A 21107-nucleotide genomic window follows, 5' to 3' on the forward strand; every position below is an offset into this window, starting at 1 on the left:
GGTCGGGCGGCTTGACCGGTCCTCCTCATCCGGAAGGACGTTGTTTCCTAACACCCCCAAAGGGAAACCCCGAACAACCGAGACTTCTGCCAGTGGTACATCCTCCTATGACTCATTTGAAAGGGTTCGACCTGCTCGCCCTTGGCTTCATGACGTTCGCGCTTTTTCTCGGCGCGGGTAACATCATCTTTCCTCCCAGTGCCGGCATGGCGGCGGGCGAACACGTATGGAGCGCGGCTTTCGGCTTCCTCCTTACCGGTGTCGGCCTGCCGTTGCTGACGGTGGTCGCCCTGGCCCGGGTCGGAGGCGGTATTGGCCGCCTGACCCAGCCGATCGGGCGGCGCGCGGGAGTGGCGTTCGCCATCGCCGTCTATCTTGCCATCGGCCCGCTGTTCGCCACCCCGCGTACAGCCGTGGTGTCCTTCGAGATGGGCGTCGCGCCCTTCACCGGGGACGGCGGCGTGCCGTTGCTCATCTATACCGTCGCTTACTTCTCCGTGGTTCTGTTCCTGGTGCTGAACCCGGGTCGCCTTGTCGACCGGGTCGGAAAGGTCATCACGCCGGTGCTGCTGTCGGCCCTGCTGGTCCTTGGCGGCGCGGCGATCTTCGCGCCGGCGGGAGAGATCGGCAGCAGTTCCGGCGAGTACCAGAGCGCGCCCCTGGTGCAGGGCTTCCTGCAGGGCTACCTGACCATGGATACCCTCGGTGCGCTGGTCTTCGGTATCGTCATCGCCACCGCCATTCGCGACCGCGGCATCAGCGACAGCCGGCTGGTCACGCGCTATTCCATGATCGCCGGGGTCATCGCCGCCACCGGCCTGTCCCTGGTCTACCTGGCGCTGTTCTATCTTGGCGCCACTAGCCAGGGCATCGCCGGCGACGCCCAGAATGGCGTACAGATCCTCACCGCCTATGTGCAGCAGACCTTTGGCGTTTCCGGCAGCCTGTTGCTGGCGGTGGTCATCACCCTGGCCTGCCTGACCACGGCGGTAGGGCTGATCACGGCGTGCGGCGAGTTCTTCAGCGACCTGCTGCCGGTTTCGTACAAGACGGTGGTGATCGTGTTCTCGCTGTTCAGCCTGCTGGTCGCCAACCAGGGACTGACCCAGTTGATCAGCCTTTCGGTACCGGTTCTGGTGGGACTCTATCCGCTCGCCATCGTGCTGATCGCCCTGAGCCTGTTCGACCGGCTCTGGGTGTCGGCCCCGCGGGTGTTCGTGCCGGTGATGATCGTCGCGCTGCTCTTCGGCATCGTCGACGGGCTGGGGGCGGCCAAGCTGAACGGGTGGGTGCCGGACGTCTTCGCCAAGCTTCCGCTCGCCGATCAGAGCCTTGGCTGGCTGCTGCCGGTATCCATTGCGCTGGTCCTGGCAGTCGTTTGCGATCGGCTGCTGGGCAAGCCGCGCGAAGCGGTCGCCTGAGACGTCAGGCGAACCCCAGGAAGGCCGCCTCCGGGCGGCCTTTTTCATGAGCCGACGAAAGTCGTGTCCTGGCCGCGGCGAGCGGCGTCCCAACGGCGCGAAACAACGGCGGGGCGATTCCCGGCCGGCTCAAGAGGGAGTTTTCATGACCGCCGAACTCGGCATTTTCAACGGGCACCTGCTGCAACACCTGCTGGCGGCGCTCTGGTTCCTGTTCTGCTGGGTGGGCTACACCCGCTACGCCACCTGGAAGGGTCGCGACACCGCCTGCCTGGCCAGCGTCCTGCACCTCTACCGGGAGGACTGGATGCGCCGGTTGCTGCTGCGCGACAACCGTATCGCCGACGCCAGCGTGATCGGTAACCTGGAGCGTAACGCGTCGTTCTTCGCCTCCAGCACGCTGATCATCCTCGCCGGCATCCTCACCCTGCTGGGCTCCACCGATCGCGCCGTCTCGGTACTGGCCGACCTGCCGTTCGTGGAGGAGGCCAGCCGGGGACTATCGGAACTGAAGCTGCTGTGCCTGGCAGTGGTCTTCGTCTATGCCTTCTTCACCTTCAGCTGGTGCATGCGCCAATACAACTTCGCGGCGATCTTGGTCGGCTCGGCACCGATGATCGGCGAGCGCAACGTCGGCGAGCTGGAGCGCAAATCCTTTGCCGAGCGTGCCGCCCGGGTCATCTCGCTGGCGGCCAACCAGTTCAACTTCGGCTTGCGCTCGTACTATTTCGGCCTGGCCATGCTCGCCTGGTTCATCAATTCCTGGTTCTTCATGCTGGTGACGGCCGGCGTGGTGCTGGTCCTGTATCGCCGCGAATTCCATTCGGACGTGCTGGAGGTGATGGTCTACACCGAGACCGCAATCGCCGAAAGCCCGCGGGAAGGCGAGGGCGAGGTGCCCAGGGGCTGAATCCCGGGCATGAAAAAGCCCGCTTGCGCGGGCTCTTTCAGGGTACGTCAACGAGAACTTATTGCTGGTTCTGTTGCGGTTGCTCCGGAGTCGGTGCCGGAGTCTGCGGGGTTGCCGGAGTGTCGCTCGACGGCGCCGGGGCGCTGGGCTCGGCAGGGGGAGTAGCCGGAGCGCTCGGCTGGGTCTCGGTAGCCGGAGCTGCCGGGGCCGCTGCCTTGTCTTCCTCTTTCTTGTCGCAAGCGGCCAGGCCAAGGCTGGCAGCGAGCAGCAGGGCAAGAGTTACGGTCTTTTTCATCGTTTAGCCTCCATGTGCGGCTTTCCTCGTTGTAGCCCTTTGAACATTTGCGCTGGCGTGAAGTTCCACACACTTCGACTATTTCGATCGTTATGTCCAAAACCCCGGCTGCCGGGGCTTTGGCGGCAGGGTATGATTCGCCCTCCAGAAAACTCCCAGCAAGGTCGCCGTCATGTCGGAAAATCCTCTCCTCGAGCGCGCCCGGCGCTTTCTCTCGGCCTTGCGTCATTGCCAGGTGCTGGGGTTGACGGTCGAGGCCGCCGACGAGAAAGGACTGACCCTGCGCCTGCCCTACAGCCAGGCGATCATCGGCAACCCGGAAAGCGGGGTCGTCCACGGCGGCGCGATCACCACCCTGATGGACACCACCTGTGGTATTTCCACGGTCTGCGTGCTGCCGGACTTCGAGATCTGCCCGACGCTCGACCTGCGCATCGACTACATGCATCCCGCCGAACCGCACAAGGATGTCTATGGCTTCGCCGAGTGCTACCGGGTCACGCCGAACGTGATCTTCACCCGCGGCTTCGCCTACCAGGACGATCCGGGCCAGCCCATCGCCCATGTCGTCGGCGCTTTCATGCGCATGGGCGGTTCGGCCCGCGCCGGGGCGGCCAGGCCGGCCGCGCAGGGAGGTGCGGCATGAGCCCGACCAGCCTCGAGCAACTGGTCCGCGACGCGCGTCGGAACAACGACTACAGCCCGCTGGTGGAGCTGATCCCGTACGCCAAGCTGCTCGGCATCGAATGCCTGCGCCTGGGCGACGACATGGTCTTCCGCCTGCCGGCGAACAAGGACAACATCGGCAACCCGACCCTGCCGGCCATCCATGGCGGCGTGATCGCCGGCTTCATGGAGCATGCGGCGATGTTGCACCTGCTGACCTTCATGAGCATTCCGCACCTGCCGAAGATCATCGATTTCTCCATCGATTACCTGCGTGCCGGGCACTTCCGCGATACCTACGCGCAATGCCAGGTCTGGCGCCAGGGGCGGCGGGTGGCGAACGTCGCGATCAACGCCTGGCAGACCACCCAGGGCGAGCCCATCGCCACCGCGCGGGCGCATTTCAAGGTGGACGAGCCGTGAGCCGTACGCTGCGGAAAGTGGGCTGAGGATATCGCGATGGATGCCTTGCTGATTCTGGGCGGCCTGCTGCTGATGGTCGCCGGCTATATCTGGGTCATCGTCCTGGCCTTCGGTACCGGTCTGCTGTGGGGTTACGGCAGCCTTTTCCCGCCGGTGGCGCTGGCCTATATCGGCGTGCACTGGCGTACGGCGCGCAAGGGCGTCGGGCTGGCCGCGCTGGGTTGCATCCCGCTGGTGGTCGGCCTGGCGCTGCTGGCCAGTCACGACGCTGCGCGGCTGGAGGCGATCCTCAGCCTGCGCTGGCTGAAACCGGAGGCCAGGCCGCCGGCAGAACTGTCCATCGCGCTCAGCGGGGAGTTCAACGGCAAGCCTTTCGCGCCGCAGAGCGGCGAGTTGATTGGCGGCGTGCTGAGCCTGCGCCAGGGGCACGATTTCTACGCCCAGCGCGAGCTGCAGATCCGCCTTCCGGCACAGCCGCTCGGGGCGCTGCGCCTGGACGTGCTGCCCGAGGACGGCGGCGCGTTGCCAGAAGTCGAGCTGAGCTGGCTGCAACCGGATCAGGACCTGCCCGAGGCGCGTCGTCTCCTGCGTGGCTATACCTTGCACCTGGACCTGCGGCCCAAGGCGCCGAACCGCCTGGAGGGCGAGTTCCACCTGAGCCTGCCGAGCGACTACCGGACCACCCTCAGCGGCCACGTCGAGCTGTATACCGACCGGCTGCGCTATCGGCACGGCAAGGTCGACCTGGGCTACGACTCCGACGATACCCTGGCCCTGGTCTTGCGCGACTATCTGCAGCGACGTTTCGCCAGCCGCGACGTCAGCCTCGTGCGGGCGCCGTCCTGGCGCGCGGCCAGCCATGCGCGGCCGCTGCGTATCGAGGCCCTGGTGGCCGGCCAGGCTCAGGTGCTGGAGCTGACGCTGGAGAAGAACGCCCGGCGGGAGTGGACGGTGCGCGGCGACGCGTTCCCCGCCTTGCCGGCGGAGCCTGCGACCGTGGCCGCGGCGGCGGCGCCGCCCGAGCCGCAGGCGCTGCCGGCGCCGGGTAACGCCACCCTCGACCTGGAGCTGGTCCAGGTCGAACCGCAGCGCTACAGCCAGCGCCTGGTCAAGGCCACTACGGTACGCGGGCGTATCGCCGAGGGCCGTTTCACCGGCCTCGACAGCGAGGGGCGCCTGGTGATCCGCCGGGAAATGCCCGGTGCGGGGGAGGCGAGCTACCTATTGCGCCCGGCGGAGATCGCCCGTCTCGAACTGCTCGAACGCTAGTCGTCGCACGATGGTGCGCGGTTTTTTCGCATAAGCGCTTGAAAAGCCGGAAGAAGGCCCCACCTAGGGGACATCCGCCGTGGTACGCGGCTTATGTCATTGATGGAGCTTGGAGCGATGAGCGTGGAAACCCAAAAAGAGACACTGGGCTTTCAGACTGAAGTGAAGCAACTGCTTCACCTGATGATTCATTCTCTCTATTCGAACAAGGAAATCTTCCTCCGCGAACTGATTTCCAACGCCTCGGACGCCGCCGACAAGCTGCGTTTCGAAGCCCTGGCCAATCCCGAGCTGCTCGAGGGCGGCGCCGAGCTGAAGATCCGCGTCAGCTTCGACAAGGAAGCCAACACCGTCACCCTGGAAGACAACGGCATCGGCATGAGCCGCGAGGATGTGGTGACTCACCTGGGCACCATCGCCAAGTCCGGGACCGCCGACTTCCTGAAGAACTTGTCTGGCGACCAGAAGAAGGATTCGCACCTGATCGGTCAGTTCGGCGTCGGTTTCTACAGCGCCTTCATCGTCGCCGACAAGGTCGATGTCTACTCCCGTCGCGCCGGCCAGCCGGCCAGCGAAGGGGTGCACTGGTCGTCGAAGGGCGAGGGCGAGTTCGACGTCGCTACCATCGACAAGCCCGAGCGCGGCACCCGCATCGTCCTCCACCTGAAAAAGGGCGAGGAGGAGTTCGCCGATGGCTGGCGCCTGCGCAACGTGATCAAGAAATACTCCGATCACATCGCTTTGCCGATCGAGCTGCCCAAGGAATTCCACGGCGAAGAGGCCGACAAGCCGGCCGAGCCGGAATGGGAAACGGTCAACCGCGCCAGCGCGCTGTGGACCCGTCCGCGCGCCGAGGTGAAGGACGAGGAATACCAGGAGTTCTACAAGCACGTCGCCCATGACTTCGAGAACCCGCTGAGCTGGAGCCACAACAAGGTCGAAGGCAAGCTGGAATACACCTCGCTGCTCTACGTGCCGGGCCGCGCGCCGTTCGACCTGTACCATCGCGAAGCGCCGCGGGGCCTGAAGCTGTACGTACAGCGCGTGTTCATCATGGACCAGGCCGACGAGTTCCTGCCGCTGTACCTGCGCTTCATCAAGGGTGTGGTCGACTCCAACGACCTGTCGCTGAACGTCTCCCGGGAAATCCTGCAGAAGGATCCGGTGATCGACTCGATGAAGTCGGCGTTGACCAAGCGCGTGCTGGACATGCTGGAGAAGCTGGCGAAGAACGAGCCGGAGCAGTACAAGACCTTCTGGAAGAACTTCGGCCAGGTCCTCAAGGAAGGCCCGGCGGAAGACTTCGGCAACAAGGAGAAGATCGCCGGCCTGCTGCGCTTCGCCTCCACCGGCGACGATTCGGGCGAGCAGAGCGTAGCGCTGGCCGACTACATCGGTCGGATGAAGGAAGGCCAGGACAAGATCTACTACCTCACCGGCGAGAGCTACTCGCAGGTGAAGAACAGCCCGCACCTGGAAGTCTTCCGCAAGAAGGGCATCGAGGTGCTGCTGCTCACCGATCGCATCGACGAGTGGCTGATGAGCTACCTGCCGGAGTTCGACGGCAAGCAGTTCGTCGATGTCGCCCGCGGCGACCTGGACCTGGGCAGCCTGGACTCGGAAGAGGACAAGAAGGCCCAGGAAGAAGTCGCCAAGAGCAAGGAAGGCCTGATCGAGCGCCTGAAAAAGGTGCTCGACGAGCAGGTCAGCGAAGTCCGCGTTTCCCACCGCCTGACCGATTCGCCGGCGATCCTCGCCATCGGCGAACAGGACCTTGGCCTGCAGATGCGCCAGATCCTCGAGGCCAGCGGGCAGAAAGTGCCGGACTCGAAGCCGATCTTCGAGATCAACCCGCAGCATCCGCTGATCGAGAAGCTGGATGCGGAGCCGGACGAGGACCGCTTCGGCGAGCTGTCGCATATTCTCTTCGACCAGGCCGCCCTGGCCGCGGGGGACAGCCTCAAGGATCCGGGCGCCTACGTACGCCGACTGAACAAGCTGCTGGTGGAGCTGTCCGCTTAAGCAGTAGCCCCGACAAAGCCCGCTTCGGCGGGCTTTGTCTTTTCCAACTCTCGCAGGAGCAGTACCCATGAGTGAGATTCGTGTAGAGCCGGTCGCCTACGACATCGATGGGCAGCCGTACGAAGGTCAACTGGTGTACGACGCCAGCCACGCGGGGCCGCGCCCGGGCCTGCTGATGGCGCCGAACTGGATGGGCGTGAGCGCCGCCGCGCTGGACATCGCCCGGCAGGTCGCCGGCCGTGGGCACGTGGTGCTGGTGGCGGACCTCTACGGCAGGGACGTGCGTCCGCAGAACGGCGACGAGGCGGGCGCGGCGATGATGCCGCTGAAGAACGACCGGGCCCTGCTGCGCAAGCGCATGCAGGCAGCGCTGGCGGCCTTGCGCGGACAGGCGCTCGCGGCTGTCGATACGACCCGCCAGGCTGCCTTCGGTTTCTGCTTCGGCGGTTGCTGCGCGCTGGAGCTGGCTCGCGACGGCGCCGAGCTGAAGGCCTTCGTGTCCTTCCATGGCACCCTGGATACGCCGGACCCGGCGCATGCCAGGAACATCAAGGGCGCGGTACTGGTCCTCGACGGTGCCTCCGATCCGCTGGTGCCGCGCGAGCAGTTGCCGGCCTTCGCCAGGGAGATGACCGATGCTGGCGTCGACTGGCAGCTCACCAGCTACGGCGGCGCGGTGCATTCCTTCACCGATCCGAACGCCAAGGTGCCGGGCAAGATGCACTATGACGCCAGGACCTCCCGGCGTGCCTTCCAGGCGATGGACGACCTGCTGGCGGAAGTCTTCGCCTGAGACCGCCGGCTCACTCGCGCATGGCGAAGCAGTGCCTGGCCTCGGGGAAGCGCCGTTCGCGCACGTCCTCGGCGAAGCGCCGGGCCGCCTCGTCGATTTCCCGGTCGAGGCGCGCGTAGCGTTCGACGAAGCGCGGTACCTGTTCGCCGCTTAGCCCGAGCAGGTCCTCGCTGACCAGTACCTGGCCGTCGCAGGCCGGCGAGGCGCCGATACCGATGCAGGGGATCGCCAGTTCTTCGCTAAGGCGACGGGCCAGCGGCTCGCCTACGCCTTCGATGACCACCGCGAAGGCGCCGCCGCGCTGCATGGCGAGGCCGTCGCGGCGTACCCGTTCGGCGCTTTCCGGGTCACGCCCCTGGGCCTTGAAGCCGCCCATGGCGTTGACCTGCTGCGGCATCAGGCCGATATGGGCGAGCACCGGTATGCCACGGCGTACCAGGAAGTCCACGGTTTCTTCCATTTCCTCACCGCCTTCCAGCTTCACCGCCTGGGCGCCGCTGTCGGCCAGCAGGCGTGCGGCGTTGCGGAACGCCTGTCGGGGCGATTCCTGGTAGCTGGCGAACGGCAAGTCGGCCACCACGCAGGCGCGCCGACTGCCGCGCATCACCGCCAGGGTGTGGGCGACCATCATCTCCAGGCTCACTCCCAGGGTGCTGGGCATGCCATAGAGCACCATGCCCAGCGAATCGCCGACCAGCAGCAGGTCGGCATGCGGATCGAGGAGGCGGGCCATGGGCGTGCTGTAGGCGGTCAGCGCCACCAGGCTGCCGGCACCCTTGCGGCGCTGGATATCGGGAACGGACAGGCGATGTTGCGGGCGATGACTGCTCATGGCGTGGCTCCGGTTTGTCTATGGGGAGCCACACGCTACCATCGGCCGCGCACCGCTCACTCGACGGATGGGGACAACCGATGCCGCAAACGGGACAAGAACGCGACCTGCCGCGATTCCGCAGCCTGCCCTGCGCGGTGTACCTGCGCGCCTTCGAGATGCCCGCCGGGCACCGGGTGGAGATGCACGAGCACCCCTGGGGCCAACTGATGTACGCCGCCAGCGGCACCTTGCGCGCCAGCACCGAGCGGCACAGCTATCTGGTGCCGGCGCAGCGGGCGCTGTGGATTCCGCCGGGCGTCCGGCACGCCGCGGAGGCTTGCAACCCTGTGCTGTTCCGCAGTCTCTACCTGGATCGTTCGCTGCCCGGCGGTTGCCGGGTACTGGAGGTGTCCGGCCTGCTGCGCGAACTGTTGCTGCGGGCGGCGGAGTTTCCCCGTGAATATCCGCCGGGTGGCGAGGCCGAGCGTCTCATGCAGGTGGTCGCCGATGAGGTCGGGCGCCTTCGCGAGGCGCCGCTGAACCTGCCGTTGCCTGGCGACCCGCGCTTGCGCCGGATCACCGACGCGCTACAGGCGGATCCCGCCGATCCGCGCGGCATCTCGGATTGGGCGGGACTGGTGGGGGCGTCCCGACGGACCCTGGCGCGGTTGTTCCGCGAGCAGACCCAGTTGTCGTTTCGCGAGTGGCGCCAGCGCCTGCGTCTGCTCAACGCGGTCGCCGCGCTGGAGGAGGGCGCCAGCGTGACGCGGGTGGCCAGCGACCTTGGCTACGACTCCACCTCGGCGTTCATCAGCCTGTTCCAGCGTCATTTCGGCCAGACCCCCGGTTGCTTCGCCCGCTCCCTGCGCTTGCCCAACTGAGCCGCATGCTTCAGGGCGCCGCCTGTCGGCGCAGGCTTGCCGCCTTGGCCGCGAGGTCCGGCCAGGCGGGCTTGCCGGCGAAACGCTCGCGCAGGTAGTTGGCCAGGGCGGCGACTTGCCGGTCGTCGAGGCTGTGGCGGAAGCCGGGCATATAGCCGAGGTCGCCGGTGGCCGGGCTGTGGATGCCGTCGAGGATGATCCGCAGCAGGTTGTCCGGGCTGTCCGCATGCACATTGCTGTTCAGCGCCAGGGATGGACGCACGCCGAAGAAGCGCGGTCCGTCGCCGTCATGGTGGCAGGCCAGGCAGGCCCCGGCGAACAGGCGCGCGCCGCTGCCGCTGGGCGGTTGCACGCGGCCGTAGCCCTGCCGGTCGAGGCGTTGCGCCTGTTGCTGATCGGTTTCCCCGGCCGGGGCAGCGGCGTAGGACGCAAGGTAATGGGCCAGGGCCCGCAGGTCCTCGTCCGACTGCTTGGCCAGGCCTTCGCCGACCACTGGCGCCATCGGCCCGCTGGCGACCCCGTGGTAGGCCGAATAGCCGTGGCGGAGGTAGGCGTAGAGGGCCTCCTCGCTCCAGGCGATGGGCGCCGGCGAACTGGCGTTCAAGGCTGGCGCGGTCCAGCCCTCCGCCTCGCCGCCGGCGAAGTGCGCGCTGCCGGACTTTTCCGCGCCGAGCGCATTGCGCGGCGAGTGGCAGGCGCTGCAATGGCCGAGGCCTTCGGCGAGATAGGCGCCGCGGTTCCATTGCTGGTTGCGCGTCGGCTCGTCGCGGTAGGCGCCGGGCTCCAGGAACAGCAGGTTCCAGCCGGCCATCAGCTGGCGTTGGTCGAAGGGGAACGGCAGCTGGTTGGCAGGCGTTTCGCTGTGCACCGCCGGCTGGCTCATCAGGTAGGCGTACAGGGCCTTCAGGTCTTCGTCGCGAGTCCTGGTGAAGGCGGTGTAAGGGAACGCCGGATACAGGTAGCTGCCGTCGCGGGCCACGCCATGCCGCATGGCCCGCTCGAAGGCGGGGTAGGACCAGCCACCGATGCCGCTCGCGCGATCCGGCGTGAGGTTGCTGCTGTAGATCGTCCCGAACGGCGTCGGCAAGGCCCGTCCGCCGGCGTTGCGCGGGCCGCCTTCGCGAGTGTGGCAGACCGCGCAGTCGCCGAGGGCGGCGAGGCGTTCGCCGCGGGCGATCTGCTCGGTGCTGAAGGGACCGGGTGTGCCTTCCAGTGGCCCGATGGCCGGTTGCCAGGCGTAGCCGAGGGCGATGGCGGCGAGCGCGACGAGGCTGCCGGAGGCCCAGAGGCCGATGCGTGTTGCCTTCTTCATCTGTCAGTCATCCACTGCGCGGGGCGCCGCGGCGCCCCGGGGAAAAGGATCAGGCCTGCGCGCTGCGCAGCGCCGCGAGTACGCGTTCCGGAGTGAACGGCACCTGTCGCAGGCGCGCTCCGGTAGCGTCGAAGATCGCATTGACGATGGCCGCGGCGCTGGGCACCGAGGCTGACTCGCCAGCGCCCATCGGTGGCTGCTCGGGGCGGTCGAGCAGCAGTACGTCGATCTCCGGCAGTTCGGGGAAGCCGAGGATCGGGTAGCCGCCCCATTCCAGGCTGGTGACGCCACGGCGGTCGAAGGTGGCGAACTCCTTGAGTACCCGGCTGGTGGACTGGATGACGTTGCCGTGGACCTGGTGCCTGACCCCATCGGGATTGACCATCTGCCCGCAGTCATGGGCGACCCAGACCTTGGCGACGCGCACCGCGCCGTTCTCCGGGTTCACCTCGACGTCGACGATCCAGGCGGCCCAGGCGGCGCCGAAACCGGGAAACTTGCTGTGGAAGTAGCGCGCATAGGCGAAGCCGCGTCCCTTCAGCACGCCGTCCCGGCGCGCCTCTGGGTTGGGGGAGGTGCGTGGCTGCCAGCCGGCGCGGGCGACCAGGGCGTCGATCAGCGCCAGGGCGCGCTGGTCGTCCAGGTAGCGGCGGCGGAAGGCGATGGGGTCGATGCCGGCCAGGTGCGCCAGTTCGTCGGCGTAGGACTCATGGGCGAACACGTTCGGCAGCGCCGAGACGCCGCGCATCCAGGACGCGCGGACGATGGGGGCGGCGTCGTTGGCCACCACCCGCATCCGCGGGTAGCGGTATTGCGGGATCGCGGTGCGGTCGCCCATGTCGGCCACCTGCGGGGTGGCCTGGATCCGCCCGGTGAGGAGCAGGGCCAGGGTCGGCGCACCGTTGGAGGGGTAGCAGGTGGCGAAGTCGTAGGCCGCCACCCGGCCTTGCTCGTCGAGGCCGCCGCGGACCTCGATCAGTTGCGCGGTGCCTTTCGGTTCCCAGCCATGTTCCTGTTCGCGCATCAGTTGTACCCGTACCGGTCGGCCCACTGCCTGCGCCAGGAGCACGGCGTCGGCGCTGACGTCGTCGGCGCCGTTGCGTCCGTAGCAGCCGGCGGCTTCCATGCGGATCACCTCGATGTCCCCGGTCTCGCGCTGCAGCAGCCTGGCCAGGTCGTTGCGCAGGTCGTGCGGGTTCTGCGTGCCGGACCAGACGCGAGCGCGCTGCGCATCGACCTCGGCGAGGGCGCAGGAAGGGCCGATGGAGGCGTGCAACTGGTAGGGCCAGACATAGGTGGCCGACAGCGGCCGGGCGATGCCCGCGAGGTGCTGCTCGAGACCGGGTGAGTCGTGCAGCGTGCGTGGCTTCTTCGGATGCCGGCGAAGCGTGTCCTCGAGCCGGTCGGGTTCCAGCGGCGGCAGGCCCTGCCAGTCCTTCCAGCGCACCTTGAGCTGGCGCGCGGCGCGGATCGCCTGCTCCTCGCGTTCGCAGACCACGCCGACGAAGTCGCCGATCACGACCACCTTGACCAGCCCCGGCAGCCCGGCGACCGAGCTTTCGTCCACCGCCAGCAGGCCGCTGCCGAGCGGGGCGCTGACATCCGCGCCGGTATAGGGCGGGCGTACCACTCGCCCATGCAGCATGCCGGGCAAGCGCATGTCGTGGACATAGGTCAGTTGACCGGTCAGCTTCGCCGGGATGTCCACCCGACGCACCGGCTTGCCGACCAGACGGTACTCGCTGCGCGGCTTGAGCGGCGCCTTGCCGTCGATGTTCAGGTTGAAGCGCTGGCCTCGCAGCAACTCGCCGTAGCCGATCCGTCGCTGCGGATTGGCGGCGGCGAAGACCTGGCCGTTTTCGCTGCGCAGGCTGTCCGGATGCACCGGGAAATGGCTTCCGGCCTGGCGCAGGAGGAAGCGCCGGGCTTCGGCGGCGGCCTGGCGCAGCGGCACGGCGCTGACCTGGATGCTGGCGCTGGCGATGGTCGGCCCCTGGTCCGGTGTACGACGGGTGTCGCCGAGGATCATCTCGACCTGCTCGAACGCGACGTCCAACTCTTCGGCGACGATCTGCGCCAGTGCCGTGCGGATGCCGGTACCAAGGTCGACGTGGCCGCAGAAGGCGGTGACCTTGCCGTCCGCGGCAATGGCGATGAACGAGTCGACCTGGTCCAGCGGCAGGTCGGTGGCGCCCTGCTCGGCAAGGGCGAGCAGCGGGGCGGGCAGGTTGACGGTGACCAGCAGCAGGCCGCCGGCCTTGAGGAAGCCGCGTCGCGAGGGATTGGCCAGGCTCATGCCGGGTGCTCCTCCTGATGCTCCTTCAGGCTCTCGGCGGCACGCCGCACGGCCTTGAGAATCTCCACATGGGTGCCGCAGCGACACAGGTTGTAGGCCAATTCCTGGCGGATCTCGCCGTCGCTGGGGTTCGGGTTGCGATCCAGCAACGCCTTGGCGGTCATCACCATGCCGTTGATGCAGTAGCCGCATTGGGCGGCCTGTTCGTCGATGAAGGCCTGTTGCAGCGGATGGGGATGGGCGGCATCGCCGAGTCCTTCGAGGGTAACCACCCGGCGGCCTACGGCGGCCTCCACCGGGGTGATGCAGGAGCGGGTGGCGACGCCATCCATCAGCACGGTGCAGGCGCCGCACTCGCCGAGGCCGCAGCCGAACTTGGGACCGTTCAGTTGCAGGTCGTTGCGCAGGACATAGAGCAGGGGGGTATCGGGGGCGACATCGAGGCGCAGGGACTGACCGTTGACGGTCAGGGCAAGGGCATCGCTCATGGCGGTTTCTCCCCATGCCGGCGGCATGGCTGTTCATCAGGCGGATATCCCGTCAGCCGTGCCTGGTAGCATGCGGCTATGCGGGAATTTGTTTGTATACAAACATGTTATGAACGCCTGCGGTGAACTGTCAATGGCAGGCCGCTACGACGAAAGGCGCAGCTCCGGGCGACGCAACGCGGACAAAAGGATAGACCGCAATGGCCTCAGGTCAGGCGAGCGAGCAACCCGCGCAGGGTTTCCTGTTCTTGCGGGGAGAGGGGGGCCAAGGCCTGCCGGTTGATCTCGCGGGCGGCCGCCAGGCCGGCCTCGAGTTCGGCGCGTCCGGCAGGACTGAGGCTGACCAGCAGGCGCCGGCCGTCGTCCGGATCGGCGCTGCGCTGGATCAGTCCCCGTTTGTCCAGGCGCTCGACGACGCCCTTGATGGTCGCGGCGTCCATGGCGGTGAGTCGGCCGAGCTGGTTCTGCGGGCAGGGTCCGGTCTCGCCGAGGCGGACCAGGGCGGCCCACTGGGTGGGGGTCAGGCCGTTGCCGATGCCATTGGCGAACAACGCCGCATAGCGCTGGTTGGCTTGGCGCAGGATGAAGCCGATCTGGTCGTCGAGGCGGTACGGGGCGTTACGGGACATGCTGGACATCGGTGGTGGCGTGAGGGCTTCATTCTAGCTCACGGCCGGTACCAGAGCGCCTCGCGCTGAAAAGGAGTTTTTCCTGGAAGATAGGGGTTTTTCAGCTCGATTATTCTCCGCTGCCGAAGGGCAAGCTTGCCCAGCCGCGTCTTGAAATGTCGCTCGAACAGCCGTTCGAAGCTACCGTCGGCAATCGCCTTCTCCAGGCCCTGGCGAATGGCCTCGGCCAGTTCCGGGCGTTGACGCGAAACGAAGAAATAGAAGGCCGCGGGGTAGTGCAGGGCCACGTGCTGGTCGATCGCCAGGTGCAGCCCGGCGCGGGAGGCGTCCTCCAGTTCTCCGTCGATCACTACGACCTCGCGGGGGAAGACCTCGAAGCGGCCGGCATCGAGCATGCGGAACAGGCTCTCGTAGTTCTGGCTGGTCTTCACCTCCAGGCCGTTGGCGCGCAGGATCGGTGTGTCGGCCCAGTCCTGGCGCTGGCCGAAGCGCAGGCGGCGGAGATCGTCGAGGGTCCGCGCCGAGGCCAGGATATCCTTGTTGGCGGCGCTGACCAGGGGAATGCGCCAGCCGATCAGGCCGCGATAGATCGGAATGCGGATCGGCAGCAGGGTCTCTTCCAGGTCGTCGCGGGACTGCGCCCACATCACCTGCAGGCCCGGATCGTCCTGCTCCAGGCGCAGTTGCGCACGGGACTGCGGCATGGGCTGCGCGCTGGGCTCCAGGCGGTAGTCGCCGCCGCTCCTGGCCAGCGCCAGTTGCAGCAGCTCGACGACGTAGGGTTCGGGGTTGCGCCCTTCGGAGTGGCGCGGATAGATCACCCGTTCGCCAGCCCCGGCATGCCAGGCCAGCAGGCCGAACAGCAGGGCCAGCCAGCGGAGCGGCGAACCCTGGCCGAGCGGCAGCGGTCTATGTTCACTCAGGCCTATCAGGAGGAATGCCATGGCTGGCCCCCGTACGCGTGCCCTGTTTTCGACATTGTTCGCCCTGTCCCTGGTGACATCCTTGACCCATGCCAGGGATTATCGCTACAGCGACGCTCACGTGCACTATGTGGATTTTTTCCAGGAAAGCGAAGGCATGCCGCGGCTGCTGGAGGCGATGGACAAAGGCCGGGTCGACCATGTGATGCTCAGCGGCGTCGCGGTCGCCAAGAAATGGCACGAGGACGAGCCGAAGCGGCCGCGCTACTACGCTGGTGACGATGCCGGAGCCTATTGGTACAGCGCCACCGACGTGATCGTGGCGGCGGCGGTGAAATCCCTGCCAGCCGAGCAGCGGCGGCGCGTGCATCCGTTCCTGACCGGTTTCAACCCGACCGACAAGAACGCCGACGCGCACATCCGTCGCATGCTGGAGCTGGACCCGGGACTCTGGCAGGGCATCGGCGAGATCTTTACCCGTCACGACGACCTCACCGCGCTGACCTACGGCGACGTGCCGAGGGCCAACAACGAGGCGCTGGCGCGGGTCTATCACCTGGCCGCCGAATTCGACCTGCCGGTGTTGCTGCACGCCAACGTCACTTCCAAGCGCGAACGCAACCCGCTGTACCTGGCGGAAATCGAGGAGCCCCTGCGCAATCACCCGCATGTGCGGTTCATCTGGGCCCATGCCGGGACCAGCATGGAGATCCATCGCCACCAGAAGAAACTGGACTTCCTCCTGCCGACCCTTCGGCGTCTGCTACAGCGCTACCCGAACCTCTACATCGACCTGTCCTGGTCGGTGTTGCGCCCGTACCTGCTGGACGAGCAGGGCAAGCCGGATCCGCAGTGGCTGGCACTGGTCGAGCGGTTTCCGCAACGCTTCATGCTCGGTTCCGATGTGGTCGGCCAGTTCGACAGCCTGCCCGAGTTGATGGCGAGCTTCGATCCGTTCCTCGACGCCTTGCCCGAGCAGGTCGCTCGCCAGGTGGCGCGGGACAACTTCCTGGCGGTGCTGCCGCGCCAGCCCGCCGATCCGCGAGGCGAATAACCCGGATTCGTCATCAGTCTGTCATGCCGGCGTCATAGGCTCGCGCCAGTCCCATCCAGGAGTGAGTCATGTCCTTCATCCGTTCTTGCATCAGTCGTTCCGTCTTCCTGCTCGGCGCCGGCGTCGCCGTGGCGGCGCAGGCCGAGGTGCGTATCGACGGCCCCATCGAATATGGCGTGTTCGAAAGCCGCTACCAGGATTTCCAGCCCGGCGAACGGGTATTGACCCGTGGCGAGCAGAACATCCAGCAGACCACCGAAGTCCCGGCCAAGCTCGGCACCAAGTTCGGCATGCGTTATCAACTCAGCGGCAAGCAGGAAGGCGATACGCCTTTGACGCTGCTCTACCTCACCCCGGGCGTGGTCACTCCGGATGGTCAGCGGCATGACAAGTTCGAAGTGGTGCAGAAGCTGGTGCCGGGCGCGCCGACCGATGTCATGGCCTACGAATTCACCGAGCCGCACGAAGTGGTGAAGGGCGAATGGCGGTTGATGGTGTTCCAGGGCGATCGCCTGCTGGCGGAGAAATCCTTCGACGTGCGCTGAGCGCGAGCCATGCAAAGCGCTGGTTTTCTTGTGTGGCGTGGATAACGCGGGGGCGCCATTCGCTCTACCGGGCAAGGGTTGCCTGCGTGCGGTAGGGCGAATAACCGCCTGCGGTTATCCGCCGTTTGGGCGGCGTACGAACGGATGCCGTCGGTAGCCTGTTCGTCCTTCGATCAGTCCCTGCTGACCCGGGTATCTTCCGCGGCGAGCGGACTGCCGTCGCCGGCGCGTACCTGCAGGCGCGGCACCGGCTGGCCGCTGTCGCGCTCGACCAGGCGGACATGGGATTCGTCCGGGGCGAAGAAATAGTCCTCGCCCCACTGCCGAATCGCCACCAGCAGGGGGAAGAGCGCGCGTCCCTTGTCAGTCAGACGGTATTCCTGGTGACTGCCGCTTTCGGCCGGGACCGCCACCATCACGCCGTGCTCCACCAGGTTGCGCAGGCGCGCCGCCAGGATGTTCTTGGCCAGGCCGAGGCTCTTCTGGAATTCGCCGAAGCGCGTCAGTCCTTCGAAGGCATCGCGCACGATGAGCATCGACCAGCCGTCGCCGATCACGTCCAGCGGGCGGGCGACTGGACAACTGGCTTGCTTGTGGCTGGTGCGCTTGACCATCTGGGCGGCTCCGGAGGGGGAGAGGATCGGGTTTCATGGTAAAACCCGGGCTTCACGCTGGGCAACCGGAGGAAGTGCGCCGCCGTGAGACGGCGCACGGCATGGTCAGACGACGAAGCGGGTGACCATGTTGTTCAGGTCGATGGCCAGTTGCGACAGTTCCTGGCTGGCGGCGGCGGTCTGGTTGGAGCCGGCGGACGTCTGCAGCGAGATGTCGCGGATGTTCACCAGGTTGCGGTCGACCTCGCGGGCCACCTGGGCCTGCTGCTCGGAGGCGCTGGCGATCACCAGGGTACGCTCGTTGATCTGGCCGACCCGCTCCGCGATCTCGTTGAGCGCCAGGCCGGCGGCTTCGGCGATCTCCAGCATGTTGCGGGCGCGTACGCTGCTGCTGTCCATGGCGCCGACCGCGGCGCCGGTGCCTTCCTGGATGTTGGCGATCATCTGCTCGATCTCGCGGGTGGATTCCTGGGTGCGATGGGCGAGGGCGCGAACCTCGTCGGCGACCACGGCGAAACCGCGGCCCTGCTCGCCGGCGCGAGCCGCCTCGATGGCCGCGTTGAGCGCCAGGAGATTGGTCTGTTCGGCGATACCGCGGATCACGTCGAGGACCTTGGAAATGTCCTGGGCCTTTTCCGCCAGGCCGCCGACCAGCGCCGAGGTATTGTCCACTTCTTCGCTCATCAGGCGGATCGCCTGGACCGTCTCCAGTACCCGCTGGCGTCCGTTCTGCGCCGATTGCTCGGAGGCGGACGAGGCGTCCGAGGTGGAGCTGGCGTTGCGCGCCACTTCCTCGACGGCGGCGGTCATCTCGTTGACCGCGGTGGCGGCCATCTGGATTTCGTCGTTCTGCTGGGTCAGCGAGCGGTTGCCCTGCTCGGTGACGGCGCTGAGTTCCTCCGCGGCGGAGGCCAGTTGGGTCGCCGAGCTGCCGATCTGCTGGATGGTCTGGCGCAGTTGTGCCTGCATGCCCTGGAGGGCGACCAGCAGCTTGGCCGGTTCGTCGCGGCCAGAGGTGTCGATGCGGCTGGTGAGGTCGCCGGAAGCGATCACCTCGGCCACTCGCAGCGCCTCGCCGATCGGTTGGGTGATGCTGCGGGTGAACAGCCAGGCCAGTACCACGGTAGCGAGGCCGGCGACCAGCAGTACGCCGATCACTGCGGCGAAGGCGCTGTCATAGACCTCATCGGCCGTGTGGCTGGCCTGGCTGGCGCCCTTGACGTTGAAGTCGATCAGCGCCTGCAGTTGCTGCTGGGTGGCGCGGTACTGGTCGAGCAAGGTGCTTTCGGTGTACTGGCGGGTCTCTTCCAGCGGCTTGCTGCGCGACATCTGCACCAGGGTCTGCTGGCTTTGCAGGAGCGTCTGCCGGGTAGCCAGGTAGCGCTCGTAGATCGAGCGCTCGTCGGCACCACTGATCAGCCGTTGGTAGGCGCCCTCGCGATCGGTCAGTTCCTTGCCGATTTCCGTCATGCGGCTTTCCAGGAAGCGCTTGCTGCTATCGTCCGCCGCCAGCACATGGGCCAGTTGCACCTGCCGCAGTTCGGCGAGCAGAACGTTCAACTCGGCGCTTTCGCGGACGCTAGGCAGCCAGTTGTCGCTGATGTCCGAAGAGGCTTCGTTGAGCGAACCCATCCGGTTCAGGGAAAAGATGCCGGTGATGACCAGCAGAGCGGTGATCAGGGCGAAACTCAGGGCGGCACGGGTCGCGATGGGCATACTGCGCAAAGACATGATGGCGGATTCCAGGGGGCAGGAAGAGGGACGGGGCTGACCAGTACTATCGGCAGGCAGGGCGGGAGGTTTAGCCCGTTCATGCAGTCCGGGTAAAGAAACGCTGGGTACAAAAAAGCGCCCCGGAGGGCGCTTCATGCGGCGATGGAGGGAATCAACCCTGCCAGCGCTTGAGGACCAGGGTGGCGTTGGTGCCGCCGAAGCCGAAGCTGTTGCTCATGACGGTATCGAGCTTGGCGTTCTCGCGGGTCTCGCGGAGAATCGGCAGGTCGGCCACTTCCGGGTCGAGTTCGTCGATGTTGGCGGAGCCGGCGATGAAGCCGCCCTCCATCATCAGCAGGCAATAGATCGCCTCGTGCACGCCGGCGGCGCCCAGCGAGTGGCCGGACAGGCTCTTCGTCGAGCTGATGGCCGGCGCCTTGTCACCGAACACTTCGCGCACGCCTCGGATCTCGGCGACGTCGCCGACCGGGGTGGAGGTGCCGTGGGTGTTCAGGTAGTCGATCGGCGCGTCGACGGTGGCCAGCGCCTGCTGCATGCAGCGGATCGCGCCTTCGCCGCTCGGGGCGACCATGTCGTAGCCGTCGGAGGTGGCGCCGTAGCCGACGATCTCGGCGTAGATCTTGGCGCCGCGCTTGAGCGCATGCTCCAGCTCCTCGACCACCACCATGCCGCCGCCGCCGGCGATGACGAAGCCGTCACGCTTGGCGTCGTAGGCGCGGGAGGCCTTTTCCGGAGTGTCGTTGTACTGGGTGGAGAGGGCGCCCATGGCGTCGAACAGGCAGCTCTGGCTCCAGTGTTCCTCTTCGCCGCCGCCGGCGAAGACCACGTCCTGCTTGCCCAACTGGATCTGTTCCATGGCTTGGCCGATGCAATGGGCGCTGGTGGCGCAGGCGGAGGAGATCGAGTAGTTGACGCCCTTGATCTGGAACGGTGTGGCCAGGCAGGCCGATACGGTGCTGCCCATGGTGCGGGTCACGCGGTATGGGCCGATGCGCTTGACGCCTTTCTCGCGCAGGGTGTCGATGGCTTCCATCTGGTTCAGGGTGGAAGCGCCGCCGGAGCCGGCGATCAGGCCGGTGCGGGGGTTGGAAATCTGTTCCGGAGTCAGGCCGGAGTCCTTGATCGCCTGCTCCATCGCCAGGTAGGCGTAGGCGGCGGCATCGCCCATGAAGCGGAAGACCTTGCGATCGATCAGCTCTTCGAGGTTCAGGTCGACCGAACCGGAAACGTGGCTGCGCAGGCCCATCTCGGCGTAGGACGGATTGAAGCGAATGCCGGGCCGACCCGCACGGAGGTTGGCGGAAACGGTGTCTTTGTCATTGCCGAGGCAGGAAACGATGCCCAGACCGGTGATAACGACGCGACGCATGCGGATAACCCTTAGAAGCTGTCAGTGGAGGTGAACAGGCCGACGCGGAGGCCTTCGGCACTGTAGATTTCGCGGCCATCGACGCTGACGGTGCCGTCGGCGATGGCCAGGACCAGCGAACGATTGATCGTGCGCTTGATATGAATGTTATACGTGACCTTCTTCGCTGTCGGCAGAACCTGACCGAAGAACTTCACTTCGCCCGAACCCAGGGCGCGGCCGCGGCCGGGGTTGCCCTGCCAGCCGAGGTAGAAACCGACCAGCTGCCACATGGCATCCAGGCCCAGGCAACCGGGCATGACCGGATCGCCTTCGAAGTGACAGGCGAAGAACCACAGGTCCGGGTTGATATCCAGCTCGGCGACCAGCTCGCCCTTGCCATACTTGCCGCCGACATCGCTGATGTGAACGATGCGATCGATCATCAGCATGTTGGGGGCGGGAAGTTGCGCGTTACCCGGGCCGAACAGCTCGCCGCGACTGCAGCGCAGCAGGTCTTCTCGGGTGAAGGCGTGTTGTTTGGTCATGCGAGCTCCTCAAAAATCCCTGAACTGCAGGGTTGTGGCGGTTCGTCCAGCGGCCGTCGCGCCGGGTTATTGTATCGGCGTCGCAGCGGCAGCCTAGTCATAGACTGTTGCGTTGCGGTGAA

Annotated in this window: 21 protein-coding genes; 10 read left to right on the forward strand and 11 right to left on the reverse strand. The window is 66.6% G+C overall.

The genetic code is table 11. The features are described from left to right. The first annotated feature begins 107 nt into the window (after positions 1-107). Together brnQ and HMPREF1224_RS38665 are read left to right on the forward strand one after the other, a co-directional pair. Positions 108-1421: a branched-chain amino acid transport system II carrier protein gene (gene brnQ, locus HMPREF1224_RS38660; RefSeq protein ID WP_003114263.1), complete on the forward strand. Its 1314-nt coding sequence runs from the start codon at positions 108-110 to the stop codon at positions 1419-1421. 145 nt (positions 1422-1566) lie between these two features. Next, positions 1567-2331, forward strand: coding sequence for a DUF599 domain-containing protein (locus HMPREF1224_RS38665; protein ID WP_003106486.1), 765 nt, complete (start codon positions 1567-1569; stop codon positions 2329-2331). A 58-nt stretch (positions 2332-2389) separates the two neighbouring features. Here HMPREF1224_RS38665 and HMPREF1224_RS38670 read toward each other — a convergent pair whose 3' ends face one another. Further along, positions 2390-2626, reverse strand: coding sequence for a hypothetical protein (locus tag HMPREF1224_RS38670; protein WP_003087435.1), 237 nt, complete (start codon positions 2624-2626; stop codon positions 2390-2392). Positions 2627-2798: 172 nt separating this feature from the next. Here HMPREF1224_RS38670 and HMPREF1224_RS38675 point away from each other — a divergent pair, with 172 nt between their 5' ends. From HMPREF1224_RS38675 to HMPREF1224_RS38695, 5 genes are all read left to right on the forward strand, one after another. Beyond that, positions 2799-3272 carry a PaaI family thioesterase gene (locus HMPREF1224_RS38675; protein WP_003106488.1) on the forward strand — a complete coding sequence of 158 codons (474 nt, stop codon included), beginning with the start codon at positions 2799-2801 and terminating at the stop codon, positions 3270-3272. After that, entirely contained in the window at positions 3269-3715 is a 447-nt protein-coding gene (locus HMPREF1224_RS38680) for a PaaI family thioesterase (protein ID WP_003087441.1), read from the forward strand. Before HMPREF1224_RS38675 ends, HMPREF1224_RS38680 begins: the two co-directional genes overlap by 4 nt. A gap of 36 nt (positions 3716-3751) precedes the next feature. Beyond that, complete coding sequence (locus tag HMPREF1224_RS38685) at positions 3752-4984, forward strand: MFS transporter (protein WP_003120441.1); 1233 nt, start codon at positions 3752-3754, stop codon at positions 4982-4984. A 117-nt stretch (positions 4985-5101) separates the two neighbouring features. Next, complete coding sequence (htpG, locus tag HMPREF1224_RS38690; RefSeq protein WP_003087446.1) at positions 5102-7006, forward strand: molecular chaperone HtpG; 1905 nt, start codon at positions 5102-5104, stop codon at positions 7004-7006. A gap of 67 nt (positions 7007-7073) precedes the next feature. Further along, positions 7074-7799 (forward strand): dienelactone hydrolase family protein, encoded by a 726-nt coding sequence (locus HMPREF1224_RS38695; protein WP_003087448.1) that lies wholly within the window; start codon positions 7074-7076, stop codon positions 7797-7799. A gap of 10 nt (positions 7800-7809) precedes the next feature. Here the strand turns inward: HMPREF1224_RS38695 and panB are convergent, their stop codons facing one another. Then, on the reverse strand, positions 7810-8631 hold the full coding sequence (gene panB, locus HMPREF1224_RS38700; protein ID WP_003087450.1) for a 3-methyl-2-oxobutanoate hydroxymethyltransferase: 822 nt from the start codon (positions 8629-8631) through the stop codon (positions 7810-7812). An 80-nt stretch (positions 8632-8711) separates the two neighbouring features. Here panB and HMPREF1224_RS38705 point away from each other — a divergent pair, with 80 nt between their 5' ends. Continuing rightward, positions 8712-9494, forward strand: coding sequence for an AraC family transcriptional regulator (locus HMPREF1224_RS38705; RefSeq protein ID WP_003117756.1), 783 nt, complete (start codon positions 8712-8714; stop codon positions 9492-9494). A gap of 10 nt (positions 9495-9504) precedes the next feature. Here HMPREF1224_RS38705 and HMPREF1224_RS38710 read toward each other — a convergent pair whose 3' ends face one another. From HMPREF1224_RS38710 to HMPREF1224_RS38730, 5 genes are all read right to left on the reverse strand, one after another. Then, on the reverse strand, positions 9505-10806 hold the full coding sequence (locus HMPREF1224_RS38710) for a cytochrome c (protein WP_010794004.1): 1302 nt from the start codon (positions 10804-10806) through the stop codon (positions 9505-9507). Between the two features lie 49 nt (positions 10807-10855). Beyond that, positions 10856-13102 (reverse strand): xanthine dehydrogenase family protein molybdopterin-binding subunit, encoded by a 2247-nt coding sequence (locus HMPREF1224_RS38715; protein WP_010794005.1) that lies wholly within the window; start codon positions 13100-13102, stop codon positions 10856-10858. Then, positions 13099-13590, reverse strand: coding sequence for a (2Fe-2S)-binding protein (locus tag HMPREF1224_RS38720; RefSeq protein ID WP_003097907.1), 492 nt, complete (start codon positions 13588-13590; stop codon positions 13099-13101). Before HMPREF1224_RS38720 ends, HMPREF1224_RS38715 begins: the two co-directional genes overlap by 4 nt. A 206-nt stretch (positions 13591-13796) precedes the next feature. Next, the gene (locus HMPREF1224_RS38725) at positions 13797-14219 is read right to left on the reverse strand and encodes a MarR family winged helix-turn-helix transcriptional regulator (protein ID WP_003120438.1); all 423 of its coding nucleotides are present in this window, start codon (positions 14217-14219) and stop codon (positions 13797-13799) included. Positions 14220-14257: 38 nt separating this feature from the next. Then, the gene (locus HMPREF1224_RS38730) at positions 14258-15163 is read right to left on the reverse strand and encodes a substrate-binding periplasmic protein (RefSeq protein WP_003097899.1); all 906 of its coding nucleotides are present in this window, start codon (positions 15161-15163) and stop codon (positions 14258-14260) included. Between HMPREF1224_RS38730 and HMPREF1224_RS38735 the strand changes: the two genes are divergently transcribed. After that, complete coding sequence (locus HMPREF1224_RS38735) at positions 15162-16196, forward strand: amidohydrolase family protein (RefSeq protein ID WP_003097898.1); 1035 nt, start codon at positions 15162-15164, stop codon at positions 16194-16196. The genes HMPREF1224_RS38730 and HMPREF1224_RS38735 overlap by 2 nt on opposite strands. Before the next feature lie 68 nt (positions 16197-16264). Further along, complete coding sequence (locus HMPREF1224_RS38740; RefSeq protein WP_003449891.1) at positions 16265-16741, forward strand: DUF3859 domain-containing protein; 477 nt, start codon at positions 16265-16267, stop codon at positions 16739-16741. A gap of 173 nt (positions 16742-16914) precedes the next feature. Here HMPREF1224_RS38740 and HMPREF1224_RS38745 read toward each other — a convergent pair whose 3' ends face one another. From HMPREF1224_RS38745 to fabA, 4 genes are all read right to left on the reverse strand, one after another. Then, a complete protein-coding gene (locus tag HMPREF1224_RS38745; protein ID WP_003087468.1) occupies positions 16915-17355 on the reverse strand; it encodes a biofilm oxidative stress transcriptional regulator BosR in 441 nt (146 codons plus the stop codon). A 105-nt stretch (positions 17356-17460) separates the two neighbouring features. Continuing rightward, on the reverse strand, positions 17461-19086 hold the full coding sequence (locus HMPREF1224_RS38750; RefSeq protein WP_003097894.1) for a methyl-accepting chemotaxis protein: 1626 nt from the start codon (positions 19084-19086) through the stop codon (positions 17461-17463). Positions 19087-19240: 154 nt separating this feature from the next. Beyond that, entirely contained in the window at positions 19241-20458 is a 1218-nt protein-coding gene (gene fabB, locus HMPREF1224_RS38755; protein ID WP_003097892.1) for a beta-ketoacyl-ACP synthase I, read from the reverse strand. A gap of 11 nt (positions 20459-20469) precedes the next feature. Beyond that, the gene (gene fabA, locus HMPREF1224_RS38760) at positions 20470-20985 is read right to left on the reverse strand and encodes a 3-hydroxyacyl-[acyl-carrier-protein] dehydratase FabA (RefSeq protein WP_003087475.1); all 516 of its coding nucleotides are present in this window, start codon (positions 20983-20985) and stop codon (positions 20470-20472) included. Positions 20986-21107: the final 122 nt, after the last annotated feature.

The sequence above is a fragment of the Pseudomonas sp. P179 genome (assembly GCF_000478485.2).
Classification (GTDB): Bacteria; Pseudomonadota; Gammaproteobacteria; order Pseudomonadales; family Pseudomonadaceae; genus Pseudomonas; species Pseudomonas aeruginosa.

What these genes read in the sequence shown, in the direction of transcription:
- HMPREF1224_RS38705 (WP_003117756.1), top strand. Translation starts at nt 8,712, where the DNA reads ATGCCGCAAACGGGACAAGAACGCGACCTGCCGCGATTCCGCAGCCTG.
- HMPREF1224_RS38735 (WP_003097898.1), top strand. Translation starts at nt 15,162, where the DNA reads ATGGCTGGCCCCCGTACGCGTGCCCTGTTTTCGACATTGTTCGCCCTG.
- panB (WP_003087450.1), bottom strand. Translation starts at nt 8,631, where the DNA reads ATGAGCAGTCATCGCCCGCAACATCGCCTGTCCGTTCCCGATATCCAG.
- htpG (WP_003087446.1), top strand. Translation starts at nt 5,102, where the DNA reads ATGAGCGTGGAAACCCAAAAAGAGACACTGGGCTTTCAGACTGAAGTG.
- HMPREF1224_RS38720 (WP_003097907.1), bottom strand. Translation starts at nt 13,590, where the DNA reads ATGAGCGATGCCCTTGCCCTGACCGTCAACGGTCAGTCCCTGCGCCTC.
- HMPREF1224_RS38710 (WP_010794004.1), bottom strand. Translation starts at nt 10,806, where the DNA reads ATGAAGAAGGCAACACGCATCGGCCTCTGGGCCTCCGGCAGCCTCGTC.
- fabB (WP_003097892.1), bottom strand. Translation starts at nt 20,458, where the DNA reads ATGCGTCGCGTCGTTATCACCGGTCTGGGCATCGTTTCCTGCCTCGGC.
- HMPREF1224_RS38685 (WP_003120441.1), top strand. Translation starts at nt 3,752, where the DNA reads ATGGATGCCTTGCTGATTCTGGGCGGCCTGCTGCTGATGGTCGCCGGC.
- brnQ (WP_003114263.1), top strand. Translation starts at nt 108, where the DNA reads ATGACTCATTTGAAAGGGTTCGACCTGCTCGCCCTTGGCTTCATGACG.
- HMPREF1224_RS38695 (WP_003087448.1), top strand. Translation starts at nt 7,074, where the DNA reads ATGAGTGAGATTCGTGTAGAGCCGGTCGCCTACGACATCGATGGGCAG.
- HMPREF1224_RS38750 (WP_003097894.1), bottom strand. Translation starts at nt 19,086, where the DNA reads ATGTCTTTGCGCAGTATGCCCATCGCGACCCGTGCCGCCCTGAGTTTC.
- HMPREF1224_RS38725 (WP_003120438.1), bottom strand. Translation starts at nt 14,219, where the DNA reads ATGTCCCGTAACGCCCCGTACCGCCTCGACGACCAGATCGGCTTCATC.
- HMPREF1224_RS38730 (WP_003097899.1), bottom strand. Translation starts at nt 15,163, where the DNA reads ATGGCATTCCTCCTGATAGGCCTGAGTGAACATAGACCGCTGCCGCTC.
- HMPREF1224_RS38675 (WP_003106488.1), top strand. Translation starts at nt 2,799, where the DNA reads ATGTCGGAAAATCCTCTCCTCGAGCGCGCCCGGCGCTTTCTCTCGGCC.
- HMPREF1224_RS38670 (WP_003087435.1), bottom strand. Translation starts at nt 2,626, where the DNA reads ATGAAAAAGACCGTAACTCTTGCCCTGCTGCTCGCTGCCAGCCTTGGC.
- HMPREF1224_RS38715 (WP_010794005.1), bottom strand. Translation starts at nt 13,102, where the DNA reads ATGAGCCTGGCCAATCCCTCGCGACGCGGCTTCCTCAAGGCCGGCGGC.
- HMPREF1224_RS38680 (WP_003087441.1), top strand. Translation starts at nt 3,269, where the DNA reads ATGAGCCCGACCAGCCTCGAGCAACTGGTCCGCGACGCGCGTCGGAAC.
- fabA (WP_003087475.1), bottom strand. Translation starts at nt 20,985, where the DNA reads ATGACCAAACAACACGCCTTCACCCGAGAAGACCTGCTGCGCTGCAGT.
- HMPREF1224_RS38745 (WP_003087468.1), bottom strand. Translation starts at nt 17,355, where the DNA reads ATGGTCAAGCGCACCAGCCACAAGCAAGCCAGTTGTCCAGTCGCCCGC.
- HMPREF1224_RS38665 (WP_003106486.1), top strand. Translation starts at nt 1,567, where the DNA reads ATGACCGCCGAACTCGGCATTTTCAACGGGCACCTGCTGCAACACCTG.
- HMPREF1224_RS38740 (WP_003449891.1), top strand. Translation starts at nt 16,265, where the DNA reads ATGTCCTTCATCCGTTCTTGCATCAGTCGTTCCGTCTTCCTGCTCGGC.